The 19,935-nt window shown below is 59.6% G+C and carries 20 protein-coding genes; 3 read left to right on the top strand and 17 right to left on the bottom strand.

The window, feature by feature from the left end; translation table 11 throughout:
- Window positions 1–34: 34 nt before the first annotated feature.
- The 4 genes from LT85_RS05655 to LT85_RS05640 form a co-directional block, all read right to left on the bottom strand.
- Complete coding sequence (locus tag LT85_RS05655) at window positions 35–709, bottom strand: flagellar hook assembly protein FlgD (RefSeq protein ID WP_038486404.1); 675 nt, start codon at window positions 707–709, stop codon at window positions 35–37.
- 64 nt (window positions 710–773) lie between these two features.
- A complete protein-coding gene (gene flgC, locus LT85_RS05650) occupies window positions 774–1,202 on the bottom strand; it encodes a flagellar basal body rod protein FlgC (RefSeq protein WP_038486402.1) in 429 nt (142 codons plus the stop codon).
- A gap of 59 nt (window positions 1,203–1,261) precedes the next feature.
- Window positions 1,262–1,669, bottom strand: a complete 408-nt coding sequence (gene flgB / locus LT85_RS05645; RefSeq protein ID WP_038486398.1) for a flagellar basal body rod protein FlgB — start codon at window positions 1,667–1,669, stop codon at window positions 1,262–1,264.
- 143 nt (window positions 1,670–1,812) lie between these two features.
- A complete protein-coding gene (locus tag LT85_RS05640) occupies window positions 1,813–2,091 on the bottom strand; it encodes a helix-turn-helix domain-containing protein (protein ID WP_038486395.1) in 279 nt (92 codons plus the stop codon).
- Between the two features lie 212 nt (window positions 2,092–2,303).
- On the opposite strand from LT85_RS05640, the gene flgA reads away from it, so the two are divergent.
- The 3 genes from flgA (at window position 2,304) to LT85_RS05625 (ending at window position 4,277) form a co-directional block, all read left to right on the top strand.
- On the top strand, window positions 2,304–3,005 hold the full coding sequence (gene flgA, locus LT85_RS05635; RefSeq protein ID WP_038486392.1) for a flagellar basal body P-ring formation chaperone FlgA: 702 nt from the start codon (window positions 2,304–2,306) through the stop codon (window positions 3,003–3,005).
- 472 nt (window positions 3,006–3,477) lie between these two features.
- Window positions 3,478–3,822, top strand: coding sequence for a flagellar biosynthesis anti-sigma factor FlgM (flgM, locus tag LT85_RS05630; protein ID WP_253273673.1), 345 nt, complete (start codon window positions 3,478–3,480; stop codon window positions 3,820–3,822).
- Window positions 3,819–4,277 (top strand): flagella synthesis protein FlgN, encoded by a 459-nt coding sequence (locus LT85_RS05625; RefSeq protein ID WP_038486386.1) that lies wholly within the window; start codon window positions 3,819–3,821, stop codon window positions 4,275–4,277. The genes flgM and LT85_RS05625 overlap by 4 nt, the downstream gene beginning before the upstream one ends.
- Before the next feature lie 53 nt (window positions 4,278–4,330).
- Here LT85_RS05625 and LT85_RS25240 read toward each other — a convergent pair whose 3' ends face one another.
- From LT85_RS25240 to LT85_RS05555, 13 genes are all read right to left on the bottom strand, one after another.
- A complete protein-coding gene (locus tag LT85_RS25240) occupies window positions 4,331–4,882 on the bottom strand; it encodes a flagellar protein FlhE (protein ID WP_052134736.1) in 552 nt (183 codons plus the stop codon).
- 1 nt (window position 4,883) lies between these two features.
- A complete protein-coding gene (locus tag LT85_RS05615) occupies window positions 4,884–5,627 on the bottom strand; it encodes an RNA polymerase sigma factor FliA (RefSeq protein ID WP_038486383.1) in 744 nt (247 codons plus the stop codon).
- 21 nt (window positions 5,628–5,648) lie between these two features.
- On the bottom strand, window positions 5,649–6,587 hold the full coding sequence (locus LT85_RS05610) for a MinD/ParA family ATP-binding protein (RefSeq protein ID WP_156117444.1): 939 nt from the start codon (window positions 6,585–6,587) through the stop codon (window positions 5,649–5,651).
- A 10-nt stretch (window positions 6,588–6,597) separates the two neighbouring features.
- Window positions 6,598–9,009 carry a flagellar biosynthesis protein FlhF gene (flhF, locus tag LT85_RS05605; RefSeq protein WP_038486379.1) on the bottom strand — a complete coding sequence of 804 codons (2,412 nt, stop codon included), beginning with the start codon at window positions 9,007–9,009 and terminating at the stop codon, window positions 6,598–6,600.
- Window positions 9,006–11,051, bottom strand: a complete 2,046-nt coding sequence (flhA, locus tag LT85_RS05600; protein ID WP_052135491.1) for a flagellar biosynthesis protein FlhA — start codon at window positions 11,049–11,051, stop codon at window positions 9,006–9,008. The genes flhF and flhA overlap by 4 nt, the downstream gene beginning before the upstream one ends.
- A 56-nt stretch (window positions 11,052–11,107) precedes the next feature.
- Window positions 11,108–12,259, bottom strand: coding sequence for a flagellar biosynthesis protein FlhB (gene flhB / locus LT85_RS05595; RefSeq protein WP_038486373.1), 1,152 nt, complete (start codon window positions 12,257–12,259; stop codon window positions 11,108–11,110).
- 241 nt (window positions 12,260–12,500) lie between these two features.
- Window positions 12,501–13,142 carry a protein phosphatase CheZ gene (gene cheZ, locus LT85_RS05585; RefSeq protein ID WP_038486367.1) on the bottom strand — a complete coding sequence of 214 codons (642 nt, stop codon included), beginning with the start codon at window positions 13,140–13,142 and terminating at the stop codon, window positions 12,501–12,503.
- A 1-nt stretch (window position 13,143) separates the two neighbouring features.
- Window positions 13,144–13,542, bottom strand: coding sequence for a chemotaxis response regulator CheY (gene cheY / locus LT85_RS05580; protein ID WP_038486364.1), 399 nt, complete (start codon window positions 13,540–13,542; stop codon window positions 13,144–13,146).
- A 111-nt stretch (window positions 13,543–13,653) separates the two neighbouring features.
- A complete protein-coding gene (locus LT85_RS05575; protein WP_038486361.1) occupies window positions 13,654–14,742 on the bottom strand; it encodes a protein-glutamate methylesterase/protein-glutamine glutaminase in 1,089 nt (362 codons plus the stop codon).
- 15 nt (window positions 14,743–14,757) lie between these two features.
- Window positions 14,758–15,408 (bottom strand): chemoreceptor glutamine deamidase CheD, encoded by a 651-nt coding sequence (cheD, locus tag LT85_RS05570; protein ID WP_038486358.1) that lies wholly within the window; start codon window positions 15,406–15,408, stop codon window positions 14,758–14,760.
- On the bottom strand, window positions 15,405–16,256 hold the full coding sequence (locus LT85_RS05565) for a CheR family methyltransferase (protein WP_038486355.1): 852 nt from the start codon (window positions 16,254–16,256) through the stop codon (window positions 15,405–15,407). Before LT85_RS05565 ends, cheD begins: the two co-directional genes overlap by 4 nt.
- Window positions 16,256–18,007, bottom strand: a complete 1,752-nt coding sequence (locus LT85_RS05560; protein WP_038486352.1) for a methyl-accepting chemotaxis protein — start codon at window positions 18,005–18,007, stop codon at window positions 16,256–16,258. The genes LT85_RS05565 and LT85_RS05560 overlap by 1 nt, the downstream gene beginning before the upstream one ends.
- Window positions 18,008–18,157: 150 nt before the next feature.
- Window positions 18,158–19,777 carry a methyl-accepting chemotaxis protein gene (locus LT85_RS05555; protein WP_052134732.1) on the bottom strand — a complete coding sequence of 540 codons (1,620 nt, stop codon included), beginning with the start codon at window positions 19,775–19,777 and terminating at the stop codon, window positions 18,158–18,160.
- Between the last annotated feature and the right edge of the window lie 158 nt (window positions 19,778–19,935).

The raw sequence follows: 19,935 nt of genomic DNA, 5'->3' as shown, positions 1-19,935 counted from the left end.
CTGGTGAAAGAAACAGATAAATGACAGATGAAATTTATAAAAACTGTTTGACGTCGCTCAACGCCACGGTACCGGCCGCACCCAGGTTCAAGGTGACGCCATTGGCGCCTTGCGCCACGCTGGCAACCTGCGCATAGGTCAGCGTGCCGGCAGCGACGGCTGTACCGTTGGCGGCGGCAGCCACGCTGATTTTGTAATCGCCATTGGCCATCATCGTACCGGTGTCGTTTTTACCGTCCCATGACAAGATCTTGGTGCCTTGCGGCAGCGCGCCGACATCAATCGTGCGCACGGTTTTTCCGGCCGAATCGGTGATGGTGACCTTGACGGTATCGGCTGCGCCTTGCATGTTCAACCCGAACGTGGTCGTAGCCCCAACCGCTGCGCCATCCTTCAGCGTAACGCTGCCACCGGGAGTCAATACGGTGTGGCCGATCAGAGACGCCGCCTGCAAGGTCTGGCTGGAGCCGGTCTGGCCCAGCAACGCTTGCAGCGCGGCATTGGTTTTTTCAATGCCGCTGACGGTGCTCATCTGCGCCAGCTGCGAAGTAAGCTCCGCATTGTTCAACGGATTCAACGGGTCCTGGTTATTGAGCTGTGTCACCAGCAATTTGAGAAAACGCTGCTCTTGGTCTGAACTGCTTGACACAGCGCCTGCCAACGCGCCTGCTGAGTTATTGTCGGCTCCTGAAACGCCCGAAACTGCCATGGTGGTTCTCTCCTGATGCGGTGGCCGCAGAGTGGTTATTCAATCGTTCTGATATAGAAATGGATTACTGCCCGATGGTCAGCGTCTTCAACATCATGGTCTTGGCAGTGTTCAATACTTCGACATTGGCTTGATACGAACGCGAGGCGGAAATCATGTTGACCATCTCCTCCACCACATTCACGTTCGGCATGGCGACATAGCCAGCCTCATTGGCCAGCGGATGCTTGGGGTCATACACCATTTTCAGCGGCGACTGGTCCTCCACCACCCCGGCCACCTGGACACCGCCGACCGCAGCCGAAGCATCCTGTTGATCGTTAGCCGCCACTGCAAACACAACCTGCTTGGCGCGGTATGGCTGGCCGTCCGGCCCAGAGACGCTATCGGCGTTGGCCAGATTGCTGGCGGTAACGTTCATGCGCTGCGATTGCGCGCTCATGGCGGAACCGGCAACGTCGAAAATATTCATGGATACGTTGGAAGGTGGCATAGCTTGTTCCTCGTTTACTTGCTTGCTTACTTTCTTGTTTTCTTACTTTAGCCACAGGGTCATTGCTGCACCGCCGACAGCAACGATTTGATTTGCGCCCCTATGATGGTCAGGCCGGATTCGTAGTGGACTGCGTTGTCGGTGAAATTGACTCGCTCGACATCCATCTCCACGGTATTGCCGTCGATGCTCGATTGCGTCGGCACCCGGTACAGTAAGTCGGGATCGTTGCTGATGCTTGCTTCGCCCTGGATGTGCCGTGCGGAAGTGGTGTTCATGCTGACCGATTGCGCCTGACGGCCTTGCGCCATGGCTTGCGACAAGCTGCTGCTGAAATCGAAATCGCGCGCCTTGTAGCCAGGAGTATCGGCATGCGCAATATTCGACGACAGCACTTCTTGCCGCCGCGCCCGCAAATTCAACGCCTCCTGCTGAAAGCGCAATGCTGCATCCAGTTTGTCAACCATCTTGTACCTGCCTTCAACAGACCTTTTGATGAGAACGATTATAGGTAGCCGCCGGCTGCCGCAATCACCGGAACAGGCAGGATATTCGGCCTTAATTTAAATCGCCGATGTGATTCCGATGCGTCGCATGTACCATGCACGCGTCATTTTCCCTCTGGCAGATAACGGGCAAAATCATCGAAACTCACGCAATAGCCGCTCAACACGCGCTTGATGGTCGAACCGCTAGGATCGGTGACCCGGCCCGTTTCAAGCTTGCTCAGCACCGGCACCGACAAACCGCAACGTTGATGCATTGCCGTCAGCGATATCTTCTTGCCGTCTTCGCCTGTCTGCTTCAAGCGTATCCGCCGCAAAAACTCCGCCAGCGTCTCTGGCGCCATTTCCTGGTGCTCGTCCGTCAATTCACTCACATTCGCCATTGGATATCCTTGGTTTGCAACCGCCTGCCAACGTCTTCGACGCCGGCCCGGCCAGATGCCGCAAAACATTATTAAGCAGGACGCATCCGGCCAATAACGCAAACAACACGCAAATCGCAATCCAGTTCAATGCTTGGCCGCGCCGGCCGGTCACCTAGAATCTGGTATTGCTCGGATATTGCGCAACAACGCCTTGAATAGGGAAATGAGATATGCAGCCAATGCATTTGATCGCAGCCGTAGTGCTGAGCCTCGCTGGCCAGGCCGCGCTGGCGACAGCGGTGGAACTCAGCGGCAGCGCCAGACCGGTGATAGAACAGTTCTTGCTGGAGCAGACCAAAGGTTTGCCGGGCAAGGTCAGTATTCGCATCGACACGCCGATGTCGGGCGCGCTACCCGCTTGCGATGCGCCAGAAGTGTTCCTGCCGAGCGGCGCCCGCCTGTGGGGACGGGTTTCGGTCGGCGTGCGCTGCAGCGGCGACGGCGCGGCCATGCCGGCCTGGAGCCGTTATGTACCAGCCTACATCGCCGTGACAGGAAATTACTATGTCGCCGGCCGCACTATCAATGCCGGAGAAAGGCTGAGCATGGCCGATATCCAGCTGCGCCAGGGCGACTTGAGCGCCTTGCCGCGCAACGTGATCACCAGCCCCCAGCAAGCCGGCGGCATGATCGCCTCCAACCGGATTGCCTCGGGCGCGCCGCTACGGACGGAGTTGCTGAAGGTTGCCAACGTCATACAGCAAGGACAGAATGTCAAAGTGCAGTCGCAAGGATCAGGCTTTGTGGTCAGTACGGAAGCCCGCGCCATGACCAATGCCGGCGCCGGTGCGACCATCCAGGTCAAGACCCAGGCCGGACAGATGCTCAGCGGCACCGCCTTGGCAGATGGCTCGGTCGCGCTGCCGAATTAGCGTAATCCTTGTATAAAACAGCTAATACAGTCAAAACAAGGCTTTTTTGACAAAAACCTAAAGTTTCAGCGCAGACTGCCGTTATACCGAACATATCCTAGGACCTGTTGGCAGTTAATTTGGGAGATGCGTTCAAACCAAAACGCGTGCTGGCAAGGGTGTAGCAGGGAATTCGGACAGCGTGCTGTTCGCCTGCGCAACGATACCCGCATGCAGGCGGGTATGCGCCCTGCAAGGGCATGGCGTAGCAGGGGCAGGTCGCCCCCGCAAGCCATGCAACGCAGTCCAGCGCGCGTTTTGGTTTGAACCCGAAGGGAACGAGCCGTAGGCGTCGCATGCCGTTGTTACAACGGGGCGGCTATCCGCTCCTTGCCGTAGTGCCGCTACGTCGCGTCGCTGCGCCTAGGCCTGCAACGCCTACGTCACGTTCGCATTCCCAAATTAACTGCCAACAGGTCCTAGAGGAAGTATCTTGAAAATCGATCAACCCACAAAGCCGCTGAACAGTGTGTCGAACCAAGCCAATGTGGCGCCCAACAAGGATAGCGCGCCGCGTGCCGCATCCACAGACGCCGCTGCCACCGGCGTCGCCAGCAGCGCCAGCCCGCCTATGCCAGCCGCCTTGAATTCGCTGGCGGCCCAGGTACGCCAGTTGCAGACGCAATTGCTGCAGCCGGGCGCAGGCGATTTCGATGCCGCCAAGGTGGCCGAGATACGCCAGGCCATCAGCGAAGGGCGCTATCAGATCAACCCCGAGAAAATCGCTGACGGCTTACTGGATACCGTGCGCGACCTGCTTGGCAAGAAGCCGTCATGAGCAGCGCCTTGCTCAATCACCTGAATCAGGAACGGGCCGCGATGGCGACTTTCCTGGATTTGCTGGACCGGGAAGCGGAAGCGCTGATCCACAGCCGCTTCGACGAGCTGCAACAGATTACCGAGCACAAGGCGCAGTTGGCTGATCGCATCACTACCCTTGAGCAGGAGCGGGAACGTCGGCAGCAGCAAGCCGGCTTTGCCTTGACGCGGGAAGGCGGCGATGCCGCTGCAGCAGCCGGCGGCAGCGATTTGCAGCTGGTCTGGCACGATTTGCTAAAACGCGCCGCTCAGGCGCGCGAAAACAATCACCGCAACGGCATCATGATTCACACCCATCTGGATTTTGTAAGGCAGTCGATCAATTTCCTGCGCGCCCACGGCCAGTCGCTCTATGGTGCGGACGGCAAGCATAAGATCGGCCTGGGCAACGGGCATAGCCTGGCTTCAGGCTGACATCGGGCATCTTTCTGCCCGCCGCTTCCTCTTTTGTGGTGCAAATCGGCGGTTCATTCGTAACCAACCAAGACCTGGCTACGGGATCCCTGCAATGCGGGTGTCAGCGCACCGCGTCCGTCGATGACAAAAGCAAACGAGAAATAAGACCAGCCATCGTCACCGTCAAACGCAGTGGTGCTCCCGCTGGCGCCGCTCAGCCCCACACATCTGGCGTAATTGCATAAGTAAGCATGAATTCCCGCAGGCGGAGAACTCAGAAATGCATATTGCCAAGCGACCCGGCGCGTTCGCGTACCCGGCTTGACGCCACGGCCAACCGGTTCGATCTGTGCCGATTGATAAGGCGTTCCACGTTGGAAAATCGCTGGCGCCGAGGTGCTCGCACTCCATGAACCGACGGTTCCGCGCGACTCACCGGACGGTTCACCGGCGGTGGCACTATTGAGCTGAAGCGCGCCCTGGCCATCAGATGCAGCAGACGCACCAAAATTTCTCTGAAAATAGGTATCAAGGCTGATAGCGGCTGCCGGTCGTTCTTGCGCAACGACAATCGATGCCGTCAGCCAGAGCGTCGCTGTTATTCCCAGCATCGATGTTTTCATCTCAAGCCGCCTCGCTCCAGCTGCTTTCATTCAGGCGGGCCCGCAACCGGCTAATAGCCTGGCTATGCAACTGGCACACGCGTGACTGGCTAACCTCAAGTACGGCGCCGATCTCACGCAAATTCATTTCTTGTTCGTAGTACAGGCTCAGCAGCAAACGCTCACGTTCCGGCATCAATCCGATCGCCTCGACCAGCATGTGACGCATGCCGCTGTCAAGTAACCGCTGCAATGGATCGTTGTCGCCGCTGCGATCGGAGGAACCATTCTGGCGATCGAGAAAGGAATTTTCGCTGTTATCGCTTTCGCAGTCTTCGTAATAAAGCAGTTGCGAACCGTGGATTTCTTGCAGTAATTGCTGGTAATCTTCCAGCGACAATTTCATGGCCTGGGCGATTTCACGTTCGCTCGGCGCTCGCGCCAGCTTTTGCTCAAGCACCTGCACAGCAGCGTCGACACTGCGCGAGGATTGCCGCAGGCCGCGCGACAGCCAGTCGTTGGCGCGCAACTCGTCCAGCATGGCGCCGCGGATACGCTGGCTGGCATAGGTTTCAAACTGCGCACCCTGGTCTTCCTGGAAGCGGTTGGCGGCATCCAGCAAGCCCAACATGCCAGCCTGGATCATGTCGTCCAGTTCTACGCTGGCCGGCAATTTTGCAATCAATTGCAAAGCCAGGCGACGCACCAGCGGCGCATGCTTCGCCAACGTATCGGATTTGTCGATTTTTCCCTGCGCTGTATACATGACGAATTCCTCTTTCCTGCGTTACTTAGCACTCATTTCACAAATGACGTCAGCTGGACTTACGCAAAGCCGCCCTGACTGCGTTGCATCTCCTGGCCGACCATGCGTACTGTCTTCGTCGATGCGTCTTGCCATGGCGACTTTTCGTAAGTCCTGATCAGGCGTCTTGCGCGGCCATTGCAGAAGCTGCCCCGCAATCCGCCGAAAATCGACCGCTGCCGCGCTGGTCTGGAATGCTTCCACCACGCTCAACCTCATTCTTTGTGCATGCGGCAGTTGCGCATCTGCCGCGACGCAACCGGCGGACTCCAGCGCCAGGCCTAGATAGCGGCTGCCCGCGGCGGCCAGATTGTCCAGCACACGCCGTGCTTCCAAAGCACCTGCGGCCAGGTTGAGCATGACTCGCAACTGCTGTAGCGCATGGACGTAATGCAACTGTTTGATACAGGCATATGCTGCTGTGATCGATGTCGCTTGCGGCCTGAACACCACCACCACGTCGTCGGCTTGCGCCGCCAGCGGCGACAAAGCGCCACGTTCGTCGCGACGGGCATCGATCAACACCACCTGTCCTTGAAACCTGCTGCGGATAGTTGTCAACGTTGCGTCGCCTTTAAAAGCTGGCAACAGTAGCGCGCCGCTACTCACGCGCCCTGCCGCATCCGACAACGACAAAGCGCCGGTCGCGACTTGCGACCAGTTACCGGCCGGCGCCGCCCCTTTGACGCCGATCGCGCAAAGCGCCGCCGCTGCGGACGACGGATCGCCGCCATGTTCATCCAGCAGCAGCACCTCTTGCCCTTGCTGCACCAGCGCCGCCGCCAAATTCATGATCACGCTCGTGACGCCGACGCCGGGGCCGCTGCCGATCAGCGCCACAACCCTCGCCGCCTGCCCGCCAGCGTGCTGCGCCATCAAGCAACGCAAACCATCCGCCTGATCGCTGACTACCTTGTTCAACAGCATCTCCTCATCCCGGCGTCACGGCCATGCCGGTCGTCTGCTCGATGCTGCTTTCACTATCCATCGCCAGCGCATCCAGTAGTGCAATCAATTTTCCGAAACCTTCCAGCATCGCCGCAACGGAAGCGACGGTTACTACGCCGGGACGGTTGCGGTGGCCCGTCAGTTGCGCCAGCATGGCGCGCGCAGCCACGGCCCAATCTTCCTTGCAATGAGCCAGGCGCCACATCGTGGCGCTGGCCTGGCCAGCGACCAGCAAACATTTCTGCATGCTGCTGTCACCCGGTTCGGTACAGGCGTCGAGTTGCCGGATCGCCTGCCTGAGCAATTTATAGAAAGGCTCCGCCGCTTGCTTCCAGCATGCCCATGCCGTCAATTGCACCGCTGTGACGCTGGAAGGCAGATTACTTAGCAGACGCCAGTCCGCAAGTTGCTTGCCGCTGTGTTGATCGACAATGCGCACCAGCACGCAACGCAAATCGGACAGGTTGCCGCCCTTGCTGGTCAAGGTGATAGGCGTCTCGGCCAGCGACTGCAGCGCGGCCTTGCCTTTGTAGACGACAGGCTGCGGCTCCCCGAGCACCGGAAGTGAAGTGAGTTTTGCCAGCGTTGTCGCCGTTTCGCCGTCAAGCACGCGGCAAGTGCCGCGAGCACGCGCCAGCCACAATACGGTACCGGGCTGCCATGACTGCAACAGATCCGCAGCCGGCGCTTTATCCAGCAAATGCACCAGCGGCTTGCCGAAGCTCTGCTGTTGCAGCCATGCCATCTGCCGCATCAGCGGCGTCGCCATGGCGCTGCCAGCCGCTGTGGACAGCAATTGATGCGGCGCCGCCAGCGGCATGCCGCTGCGGTCGGACAACAGCACACCGGTTTGCAGGAAATAGGCATCGCCGCTGCGGCTGGCGACCAGATTGCTCTGGCCGCTGATGGCCAGCACGTGGTCGTCACATGTTGTGCCGATTTCAGCAACCGCCTGCTGCAACAATTTCAATTCCAGCGTCTTGCTGCCAATGCCGTCATCCGCCAGATCGCGCCATACTTCGCAACTGCCATCGAAACCAATCCGGCCTTGCTCCATCGCCGCCACATTGGCCGCAAGCTCTTCGGCATCCTGCGCCAGAACGCGGATCAATTGCTGGCATTGGCTGCGCAAGCGCTGGGCAGTGGCAGCCTGCGCGGCAGCCAGCGTGGCTGCTGCCGCCAGCTCGCCATCGTTGTTCAAAGCCGCCGGCAGTTCTCCCAGATCGGCTTCGCCGGGCACGAACAAGGCGCTGCGGCTGGCACTCTGGAACACGCTTTCAACCAGTTGCAAACGGTCGGCGATCATCAGGTTTTCCGGCACTTTCTGGCCGGATGAAACGTAATGCACCGGCAAGCGGTGACGAATCACTGTATCGAGCAATGCGCCCGGATGGGTCGCCTCGTCGGTTTTGGTAAAGATACATCCCGCCAGCTGATTGCCGCCGGCGCTGTCCTTGTAGGCGTGCACCACTTCATTCAAGGTATCGCCATGGCTGGCCGCGTTAAGCAACAGCAGACGTTTTACCGGCCGCCCGGCGCCACACAGCATGGCGACCTGGTCGGAGACGCTGCGGTCGCGCTGGCTCTTGCCTACGGTATCGATCAGCACCATGTGCTTGTCGCGCAAATCGTCCAGCGCCAGCCGCAAATCGACGGCATCTTTAACCGCGTGCACCGATACGCCGAGGATTTTTCCATAGATGCGCAATTGCTCGAAGGCGCCGATGCGGTAGCTGTCGGTGGTCAGCAAAGCCAGCTTTTCTGCGCCGAAACGCATGACGCAGCGCGCCGCCAGTTTGGCGGTGGTCGTGGTCTTGCCAACCCCGGTCGGCCCCATCAAGGCGTACACGCCGCCCTGCTCCATCAAGGCGTCTTCGTTATCCAGCAAAGGCAGGTTGCGCGCCAGTTCTGCCTTGACCCAGGCCAAGCCGGAGGAAAAATTCAAGCCGGTCGGCAAATGGTCCAGCATCGCCTTGGCCAGGCTGGCGCTGAAGCCGGCGCCGAGCAAGGTGCGCAACAAATGGCCGCGCACCGGGTCGCGGCGCTGCTTGTCATTCCATACCAGGCCGGCCAGCTGCTCTTCGATCATGCCGCGCATGGAATGGATCTCGCTGATAACGCTAACTTCGCTTTCCGTGCTAATCGGCGGCACGACGCCTGCAGCGCGCGACACGATTGCAGGTTGGGGAGAAACGATGACCGAAGGCGCGACGGCTTCAGCAACGACGGGGACAGCTTCTTTGTCCTCGCAGGCAGCGTCCGCCATGGCGACGATTTCAGCGCCGACGGCGGTGGCGCGGCTGGAAACGATAATCGCATCCGGCCCGAGCTGCTCGCGCACCAGGCGCAATGCTTCTCGGCTGGACGGAGCGATGATGGTGATAGTGTTGTTCAAGCTTTGCCTCCGATGGTGGCGGTTACTTTGATATTGCGGGTATCAGGAATTTCAGCGTGCGACAGCACCTTGAGCTGCGGCAGGCTACGTCGCAGGAAGCGCGCCAGCAAAACGCGCAGCGGGTGTTGCACCACCAGTACCGGCGACAGGCCGAACTGCTCTTGGCGCGTAATCGCAAGCTGCGTCTGCGTCAGCAAACTATCGGCCAGTCCCGGTTCAAGGCCGCTGCCGTTGGTCAGCGCTTGCAATAAAACGCGATCAAGCGAGCCGTCGAGGCCGATCACCTGCAACTCGCCATTACCCGGGAACAGTTGCTGCGTGATGGCGCGGCCCAGCGCCAGCCGCACCAGCGAGGTCAGCTCATTGGCGTCGCTGACGGTAGCGCCATGCTCCACCAGCACCTCCAGCACCGTGCGCATGTCGCGGATCGAGACGCTCTCATCGAGCAAGTTCTGCAATACCTTCTGCAAAGTGGTCAGCGACAAGGTCTTCGGCACCAGATCCTCGATCAGCTTCGGCGTTTCCTTGCCGACCCGGTCCAGCAATTGCTGCACTTCCTGGCGTCCCAGCAATTCTGCCGAATGCGCGTGGATCAAATGGTTCAGATGGGTGGCGATCACCGTGCTGGCGTCGACCACGGTATAACCGTAGATCTGCGCCTGTTCGCGCATGGCGCTGTCGATCCAGTACGCAGGCAGGCCAAAGGCCGGATCGACCGTCTGCGTACCTGGCAAGCTTGCGCTGACCTGGCCCGGATTGATTGCCATCCACTGGCCAGGCCATGCTTCGCCATTGGCAATCTCGACGCCCTTCAGCGTAATCGCGTAGGAATTCGGTTTGAGCTCAAGGTTGTCGCGGATATGCACCACCGGCACCAGGAACCCGACGTCCTGGGCAAATTTCTTGCGGATGCTCTTGATGCGGCCCAGCAGCTCGCCGTTCTGGCTGCGGTCGACCAGTGAAATCAGGCGGTAACCGACCTCCAGGCCCAGCGGATCGACCAGCGCCACATCGTCCCAACTGGCGTCGGCAGGCTCTACCGCCGCCGCAGAAGGTGGCGGCGCCTTGGCGGCATATTCTGCAGCAGCCGTCTTTTGCAACAGGCGGCGGCCCAGATACACCAGCCCACCGGAAATGATCAGGAAAGCCACATGCGGCATGCCTGGCACCAGCCCCATCAAGCCAATGATGCCGGCGGTCAGAAACAGCACCTGCGGGTTGGAGAACAATTGCCCCATCAACTGCTGGCCGACATCCTCATCGGTAGTCACGCGGGAGACGATCACGCCGGCGGCAGTGGATATCACCAGCGCCGGTATCTGCGCCACCAAGCCATCGCCGATGGTCAGCAAGGTGTAGTTCTTGGCCGCCACCGAAATATCCAGGCCATGCTGGGCGACGCCGACGATCAGGCCGCCGACCACATTGATCACCATGATCAGCAAACCGGCCACGGCATCGCCACGCACGAATTTGCTGGCGCCATCCATGGAGCCGTAGAAATCTGCTTCTTGCGCTACTTCGGCACGGCGCTTGCGCGCCACGTCTTCGCCGATCAGGCCGGCATTGAGATCGGCGTCGATCGCCATCTGCTTGCCCGGCATCGCATCCAGGGTAAAGCGCGCGCCCACTTCAGCGATGCGGCCCGCGCCCTTGGTGATCACCATGAAATTGATCACCACCAGGATTACGAACACCACGATGCCGACAGCGAAATTGCCGCCCACCAGGAAATGGCCGAATGCCTCGATCACCTTGCCGGCAGCGTCAGGCCCGGTGTGTCCTTCCAGCAGCACCACCCGAGTGGAAGCGACGTTGAGCGACAGACGCAACAAAGTCGAGAACAGCAAGACCGCCGGGAAAGCGGCAAAGTCGAGCGCCTTCATGGTGTACATGCTGACCAGCAGCACCATCACCGACAACGCAATGTTGAAGGTAAACAGCAGGTCGAGCAGGAATGGCGGCAAGGGCAAGATCATCATGCCGAGGATCATCATGATCAGCACCGGACCGGCCATGCCCTTGAAGTTGTTTCCGGCCATGAAAGCCGCCCCTAAGCGAGGCAAGGAACTGAATGAAAAAGCGGGACCTGACGGCTTCATGCCGGATTTCCTAACATATTGATTACATCGAGTGAATCGGGAACCGGCAGATCAGCCGGCGGGCGTGGCGCGATGCCGCCTTCGCTGCGCCAGCGTTGCAGCTGGTACACCCAGGCCAGCACTTCAGCCACAGCGGTATACAGGGCGGCAGGAATTTCTTCGCCCAGATTGGTATGGCGATACAAGGCGCGCGTCAGCGGCGGCGCTTCCAGCAGCGGGATCTTGTGTTCGGCGCCGATGGCGCGGATACGCAGCGCGATCAGGTCGGTGCCCTTGGCCACCACACGCGGCGCCCGCATCTCCTTGTCGCTGTATTTCAGGGCCACCGCAAAATGGGTCGGATTAGTGACCACAACGTCGGCCGTGGCCACGTCGGCCATCATGCGGCGTCGCGCCATCTGTTGCTGCTGACGCCGGATCAGACCCTTGACGTGCGGATCGCCTTCACTTTCCTTGTGTTCCTGCTTCAGCTCTTCGCGCGTCATACGCAGCTTGCGGTAATAGCTCCACAACTGAAACGGCACATCGATGGCGGCGACCAGCAGCAATGAAGCAATCATCAGTGCGCAGCAGTTGGCCACCAGCCGCACCGTATGCGCCAGCGCACCATGCGCCGGCTCGGTCAACAGGCCGAGCAGCGTATCCATATTGCGGGAAATGACCCAATAAGCGACACCGCCCACCAGCACCGATTTGGCGCAAGCCTTGAGCAGTTCCGCCAGTGACTGGCTGGAAAACATACGGCCGATGCCGCTGACAGGGTTCAGTTTGGAGAACTTCGGCGCCAGCGCATCCGTGGAAAACAGCCAGCCGCCCAGCATCACCGGCGCGACCAGTGCGGCCAGCGCCAGCATGGCCAGCAACGGCAGCACAGCCTGCAGTGCTTCCCACGCGGCAGCAGCGGCCTGGGTCAGCATGAAAGAAGTATCGAAACCGGTGGCGCGCTTGAATTGCATACCATTGCGCAGAATATGACCGAGATGCCCGGCCATGGGAACGGCGGTCAGCCACAGGCCGCCGATGCCGGTAAGCAGCATGACAAAGGTGCTGAGCTCGCGTGAACGGGCAACCTGGCCTTCTTCACGCGCCTTTTCCAGGCGCCTTGGAGAACCGGGTTCTGTCTTTTCGAGATCGCTTTCTTCCGCCATGCATGCTCCGAACCAGAAGGGACAAACAGTCCCTGTCAGGATCGATTATTGCTGCAAGGCAGAAGATGCAATCGGGCAAACAAGGCGGGGATCGCCGTGCTGCTCAGGCAATCGGCAGCCGAATGGCTGCGTTGCCGGTTGTTTTTCTTGTCGGCGGTCGGCTAGAGAACCGACCGTCGCCAGACTTGTTGTCGCCAATGATTTTCGATGAAACCGAGGTTCGATCGATGGTGATTACTGCTTAAAAGCCCAGACTGGATAACAAGTCGTCAACCTGCTCTTGATCGGATACGGCATCCGGGCTTTCTTTTGCATTCATTTGCGGACCATTCAGCAAGCCGTTGCTTTCTGCACGCTTTTCGACCGGGGTGTTATCGATCAGGACTTGCAATAACTGCTTTTCCATTTCCTGGACAACTTCCATCATTTTCTTGATAACTTGGCCGGTCAGATCCTGGAAGTCCTGCGCCATCATGATTTCGATCAGCTGCGCGTTGATGGCGCCGGCCTGCACCGGCACATCTTTCAGATAGGTACGCGTATCAAGCACCAGCACCCGGGCATCGTCCAGCTCCACCGGATCGAGAAACCATTCGTCCCAGCGCTGCGCCAGCGATTTGGCCTGCTTGCTGAGCGTTTCCTGGATCGGCTGGGCAACGTCGATGGCGTTCAAAGCGCGTTCGGCGGCCCGTTCGGTCATCGCCGCGACGTAGTTCAAGCGATCGCGGGCATCCGGGATGGCCTGCGCCGCCTTGGCGATTTCCTGGTCCAGCCCCAGTTCCCGCATGCTTTCGCGCAGCAAACGGGTCAGGTGGCCGATGCGGTTGACCAGCTGTTCGGCGGAATCGCCGGCCGCCGGCATCTGTATGGCGAGCGCACTCATCTCAGGCACTCTCTTTCGCGATTTTCTCGAATATCTTGCTGATCTTTTCCTCCAGCGTGGCGGCGGTAAACGGCTTGACGACATAACCGTTGGCGCCGGCTTGCGCGGCAGCGATGATGTTCTCCTTCTTTGCCTCAGCCGTCACCATCAGCACCGGCAGCTTGGCCAGCGCCGGGTCGGCGCGTATCGATTGCAGCATGGTAAGGCCGTCCATGTTCGGCATGTTCCAGTCCGAGACGACGAAACCGAAATTGCCGTCCTTGAGTTTGGCCAGGCCGGCGGCGCCGTCTTCGGCTTCGTCGACGTTGACGAAATCAAGTTCTTTCAACAGATTCCGCACAATCCGCCGCATCGTAGGAAAGTCGTCCACGACCAGGATTTTGATGCTTTTATCAACCATGATTACTCCACACTATGAATAGGACCCGCGCATATGCTTGTATCCGCGACAAATACACGGGATCTCTTGGTATAACGGCATACCTGTCAAAAAACTTAAACCGGCGACCCGCTACACCCGGTTCGAGCGCTCGCCGAACGCCATCAGGCGCGCCATCACACGCTGGCTCATGTCGCCCAGGCTAGCCACTTCGTTTGCTGCACCCAGGGCGATCGCTTCACGCGGCATGCCGAACACGACGCAGCTGGCTTCGTCCTGCGCCAGGGTGTAGGCGCCAGCCTCGCGCAAACGCAACAAGCCTGCCGCGCCATCGCGCCCCATGCCGGTCAGGATCACGCCGATGGCGTTTTTCCCCGCATGCTTGGCAACTGAATCGAACAGCACGTCGATTGACGGACGATGACGGTTGACCGGCTCTTCCTGGTCCAGATGCACAACGTAGTTGGCGCCGCTGCGTCCGAGCGATAAGTGAAAACCGCCCGGTGCGATATAGGCATGGCCCGGTAGCACCCGCTCGCCATGCTCGGCTTCCTTGACGGTGATACGGCACAAGCCGTCCAGCCGCTGCGCAAAGGAACGGGTGAAACCAGGTGGCATATGCTGCGCAATCATGATGCCCGGACTGTCAGGCGGCAACGGCTGCAGCACTTCGCGGATGGCTTCGGTACCGCCGGTGGAAGCGCCGATGATGATCAGCTTCTCGGTGCTCAACAAGGGACTGCGCAGCATCGGCGCCTGCACCGCGCCGTCTGCCGGATGTGCCTCGGCGCCGGGACGGCGCACCGGCCGCAGGCGTGCGCGCGACGCCGCACGGATTTTATCGGCGATCAGGTCGGTGTATTCCAGCAAACCTTCGCGGATGCCGAGCCGTGGCTTGGTGACGAAATCGACCGCGCCCAGCTCCAGCGCCCGCAGCGTGATTTCAGAGCCGCGCTCGGTCAGCGACGACACCATTAGCACCGGCATCGGCCGCAGGCGCATCAGCTTCTCCAGGAAATCAAGGCCATCCATGCGCGGCATTTCGACATCCAGGGTCAGCACGTCGGGATTGAGCTGCTTGATCAGATCGCGCGCCACCAGCGGATCCGGCGCCGTCGCCACCACTGTCATGTCGGGCTGGCTATTGATGATTTCTGTCATCAGGCTACGTATCAGTGCCGAGTCGTCGACGCACAGTACTTTTATTTTTTTTTCGCTCATGCGGAGTCCCCTTGTTTATGCATTTTTTTGCACGGCCTTCTTACGGACAGCCGTATCGAATAGTTCCACTTTGTTGTGTATCGGTTTGGCCAGCGTGTGCACCAGTTGCTGCTCGTCGCGCTGGATCTGGTCGACTTCGTTGATCCGGTGCAGTTTGCGCACCATCGCTTTGCCGCTGCGCGGGAAGTAACTGACGCGGCGCGGCAGGCTGCCGCGCAAGTCTTGCGCCGCCACCCGCACCTGCTCCATCTGCAAGTAGCGCAACACAAAATCGGCATTGCGGTCGCCGATATTGAGCATCGTCATGTTCGCCAGCACAGCGCCGCCGCCGAATACCTTGGCCTCCAGCCTTTCGCGTCGGGCGCCCGCCTTGAACAATTCGTTCAACAGCATTTCCATCGCATATGCGCCATAACGCATGGAGGCGGAGGCCGCGACGCTGCCGCCATGACTGCCGTCATCCGGCAACATGAAATGGTTCATGCCGCCGATGCCCGCAGTGCTGTCGCGCACACAGGCGGCAACGCAGGAACCAAGCACCGTGCTCAGCATCATGTCGTCCTGCGTCACGTAGTACTCGTTCGGTAACAGCTTGACCGCAGCGCTGTCGAACTCGCGGTCGAAATAATGATGGGTCGCCACCGACTCTTCGGCAGTTGACATCATGTGTTTCCCTTGCCATGGCGGACATGGCTTTCATTGAGCTGATACACGGTCTGGCCGCGCAGCCGGAACGGCTGGCTGGCGTAAGAGAAATTCTCGGAATGCCCTGCAAACAGCAAGCCCTGCGGTTTCACCAGCGGCGCAAAGCGCTGCAGGATCTTGTTCTGGGTCGGCTTGTCAAAATAGATCATGACGTTGCGACAGAAGATGGCGTCGAACGGCTCTTTCAAGCCCCAATGCGTTTCCAGCAGGTTCAGCTGATGAAATTTCACCATCGCCGCCACTTCCGGCCGTATCCGCACCTGGCCAGCGCGAGCGCCGCTGCCTTTCAGAAAAAAGCGCTTGAGCCGCTCCAGTGGAAGTTTGCTGACTTGCTCCATCGTATAGATGCCGCTGGCCGCCTTTTCCAGCACTTGCGTGTCGATATCGGTTGCCACTACGCTGGCCGAACCGGCGCGGCTGCCCAAGGCCTCGATCAGTGTCATCGCGATCGAATACGGTTCCTCGCCGGTGGACGCAGCCGAACACCACACCGTGACCGGCGTCGTGTTATGTCTTACGTGCTCCGCCAGCAGGGGAAAATGATGCGCCTCACGAAAGAACGCGGTCAGGTTGGTTGTCAGCGCATTGGTGAACGCTTGCCATTCGGCGCTATCCTTCTGCGCTTCCAGCAGGGCCAGGTAGGAAGTAAAGTCGCTCATGCCAAGTTCGCGCAGGCGTCGCGACAGGCGGCTGTAGACCATCTCGCGCTTTTGCTCCCCCAGCGCGATGCCGGCGCGTTGATAGATCAGCGCGCGCACCTTGGAAAAATCGCTGTCAGTCAGCAAAAAATCACGCATGGATACAGCCATCAGAATGTTTGCCAGTCGTCGTCAACGCTGGCCTTGGCTACCGAAGGACTAGGCGTCAGTTTGAGGTAGGGCTTTCCGGTGGGCTTAATCGCTCGCTTGGCCGGTTGCGGTATCGGCTTTCCGACAGCGATCTTGGATAGCTCCTTGCGCACGACGACAACCGGTTGCACACGTTGTTGTCTGGCAGGATTTTCTTGTGCCGCTACTTCCTGCAAACGAAATACCGATACCGCCTGATGCAGGCGATGCGCCTGCTCCTCCAGCGAACCGGCCGCCGCCGCAGCCTCTTCCACCAGCGCGGCATTTTGCTGCGTGACCTGATCCATCTGGATCACTGCCTGGTTGATCTGTTCGATACCGCTGCTTTGTTCCGCCGACGCTTCAGAAATCTCGCCCATGATGTCGGTCACACGCTTGACTGCCTGCACCACCTCACCCATGGTATCGCCGGCGCGGTCGACCAGTTGCGAGCCGGAATCGACGCGGCTGACCGAATCGTCGATCAGCGCCTTGATTTCCTTGGCTGCCTGGGCGCTGCGCTGCGCCAGCGTACGCACCTCGCCGGCCACCACCGCAAAGCCGCGTCCTTGTTCGCCCGCCCGCGCTGCTTCCACTGCCGCATTCAGCGCAAGGATATTGGTCTGGAACGCAATGCCATCGATGACGCCGATAATGTCGGCAATCTTGCGCGAACTGGTGGTGATGCCTTGCATGGTGTCGACCACCTGGTTCACCACCGCCCCGCCCCGAGCAGCAATATCGGAGGCAGTCTGCGCCAGCTGGCCGGCCTGGCGCGCATTGTCGGCATTCTGTTTGACGGTGGCAGTCAGCTGCTCCATGCTGGCGGCGGTTTCCTCCAGCGACGCCGCCTGCTGCTCGGTGCGCGCCGACAAATCCGCGTTACCGGCGGCGATTTCACGGGTAGCTCCGGTGATCGCCGCGCTGCCGTCGCGGATTTCGCGGACAGTCGCGGCGAGCCGCTCTTGCATCTGGCGCATCGCATGCAACAAGCTATGTTCGTCTCTGGCGGCGACTTCTACCCGCAGATCCAGGTCACCGTCGGCGATCCGCGCTGCAATCCCGGCGGCATACTGCGGCTCGCCGCCGAGACTGTTGGTGACGCTGCGGATAACCAGCAGCATCAAGGCAGACACGAAAGCGCCAATGGCGAACAAGATCAGCAGATCGCGTCGCAGGTTTGCGTAAAAGGCGGCATCGACGTCATCCAGCATGACGCCTGACACCAGGTGCCAATCCCAAGGCTGGAAATATTTGGCGTAGCTCACCTTCGGTCCGTACTGGCCACCGGAAAGCTGCGCCACATAGTCGACAAAGGCCTCGCCCTTTTCCTTGCTGGCGTTGACCATCTCCCGGAAAAAGAATTTTCCTTCCGGATCCTTGCGTTCGTTCACATTGGTGCCGACCAGCGCCGGCAAGGTCGGATGCGCCAGCACCACAGGGCGCGAATCGACCACCAGTACGTAATTGGTTTTAGCGTAACGCATGGCCAGGATGCGTTTTAAAGCTTCAGACTGAGCCGCTTCCTTATCCAGCTTGCCGGCAGTGACGTCGGCAGCGTAGCTCTTGACGATGCCCTCCGCCGTTTCCACCAGATTTTTCAAGCCCTCCTGGCGTTCCTGCAACATGGTGTCGCGGGTATTCCAGGCGCTCCATCCGCCCAGCAGCAACATGCCGATCCACATGAACGCCAGCACCGCCAGCAATTTTTTCTTCAAACTCATTGTTTTCATTTCATTCCAGCTTCCAAATCGGTGGCACCGCTATCGCAAGCGATGGCAATAGCCCGTATTGCAATATAAGCATGCGAGTGGCAAGGCAAACCCGCGAACAGCGACCTAAACCGCTGTCAGCTCATGCGATGACTGTCACTCTGTTTGCAATCAGGCGGCGCTGCGCAGCATCTGCACATGCGGCCGGACATCCATCATTTTTTTCACCGACGCCAGTGCCGGTTCGCGCTCCAGCCTGAAACCGCCGACCACTTCCGCCAGCGTCGCGGCCTGGTCTTGCAAGCTGCCGGCAGCGGCCGCAGCTTCTTCCACCAGTGCAGCGTTTTGCTGGGTCACCTGGTCCATCTGGCTGATCGCCGTGTTGATCTGCTCGATGCCGGCGGTCTGTTCCTGGCTGGCGGCGGTAATCTCGCCCATGATGTCGGTCACCCGGCGTACGCTGGCGACAATTTCGTCCATGGTGCTGCCCGCCTGGTCGACCAGCCGCGTGCCGACGCCGACTTTTTCTACCGAATCGTCAATCAGCACCTTGATTTCCTTGGCCGCAGCGGCGGACCGCTGCGCCAGGTTGCGCACTTCGGCCGCCACCACTGCAAAGCCGCGCCCTTGCTCACCGGCCCGCGCCGCCTCTACCGCAGCGTTGAGGGCAAGAATATTGGTCTGGAAAGCAATGCCGTCGATGACGCCGATGATGTCGACGATTTTCTTCGACGAGGTATTGATCGCACCCATGGTGCTGACCACCTGGGTCACCACCGTGCCGCCATGCAGCGCCACTTCGGAGGCCGATACCGCCAACTGGTTAGCCTGGCTGGCGTTGTCGGCGTTCTGCTTGACGGTCGAAGTCAGTTGCTCCATCGAAGCCGCTGTTTCTTCCAGCGAACTGGCTTGTTCTTCAGTGCGTTGCGAAAGATTCTGGTTACCGGCGGCGATCTGGCTTGATGCAGTGGCAATGGTGTCGGTGCCGCTGCGTACTTCGCCGACAATTTTTTGCAAGCTCTGGTTCATGTCTTTCAGGGCCTGCATCAACATTCCGGTTTCATCGCGCGACCTGACTTCAATGCTGGCGGTCAAGTCGCCGTCGGCCACGCGCCGGGCCACTTCCACCGCAAAGCCCAGAGGCTGCGCCACCACACGGGCGATCCATGAAGCCAGCCCGATGCCAAGCAGCACGATGGCTATCATCAGTCCTATCGTCCAGTTCTTGGCCTTGTTGTAAATCGCTTCGCCATTCTTGGCGGCGGCTGTGCTGCCGTCGCTATTGATCTTGACCAGCCGCTCGACTTCCTGGTCCAGCTCGATGATGGCGTTCAGGGAGTCGCCACGGATCTCTTTCAAGGCGTCGTCCTTCCTGAAGGAGCGGGAAATATCGCCAATTTTCTTGTCCAGCTCCAGATAAGGCGGAATATTGGCTTTGAGCTGTTCGTAGGTACTGCGCTCCTGCTCCGAGACCATAGGCGCGTAATCGCGCATGTTCTTTTGTATGTCGGACTTGATCTGCTCCAGATGCGCGGCGCTCTTGTCCATGTCCTTGACGTCGTTCGACATGACATGTTCCATCTCGATATTTCGCAGCAGCGCCAGGTTGCTCTTGAGCGTCAGCAGCACCCGCACGCTGGGCAGCCAATTGGTGTTGATTTCGGTAGTGGTGGCATTGACCTTGCCCAGCTGGGTGATCGCAGTTGCGCCCAGCACTAGCGTCAATATCAGTATCAAAGAGAATGAAAGCAGCAGTTTGCTGGCGATTTTCAGGTTGTAGAACCAGGTCATGATTTTCTTTTCAGATGGAAGTTGCAGTTACAGGCGGCGGCACGTCACGCATCGTCGGGTTTCATCACGCTGATCCTCGCGGGTTAATCCTCCCGACGTATTCCTGACGTATCCCTGTTAACGGCAGCCCGCGCAGTTTATTGAACCGCAGCAGCCCT

The organism is Collimonas arenae, from assembly GCF_000786695.1.
Taxonomy (GTDB): Bacteria; Pseudomonadota; Gammaproteobacteria; order Burkholderiales; family Burkholderiaceae_D; genus Collimonas; species Collimonas arenae_A.
The sequence above is the reverse complement of the archived record's forward strand: the minus strand, read 5'-3'. Positions and strand labels throughout refer to the sequence as shown.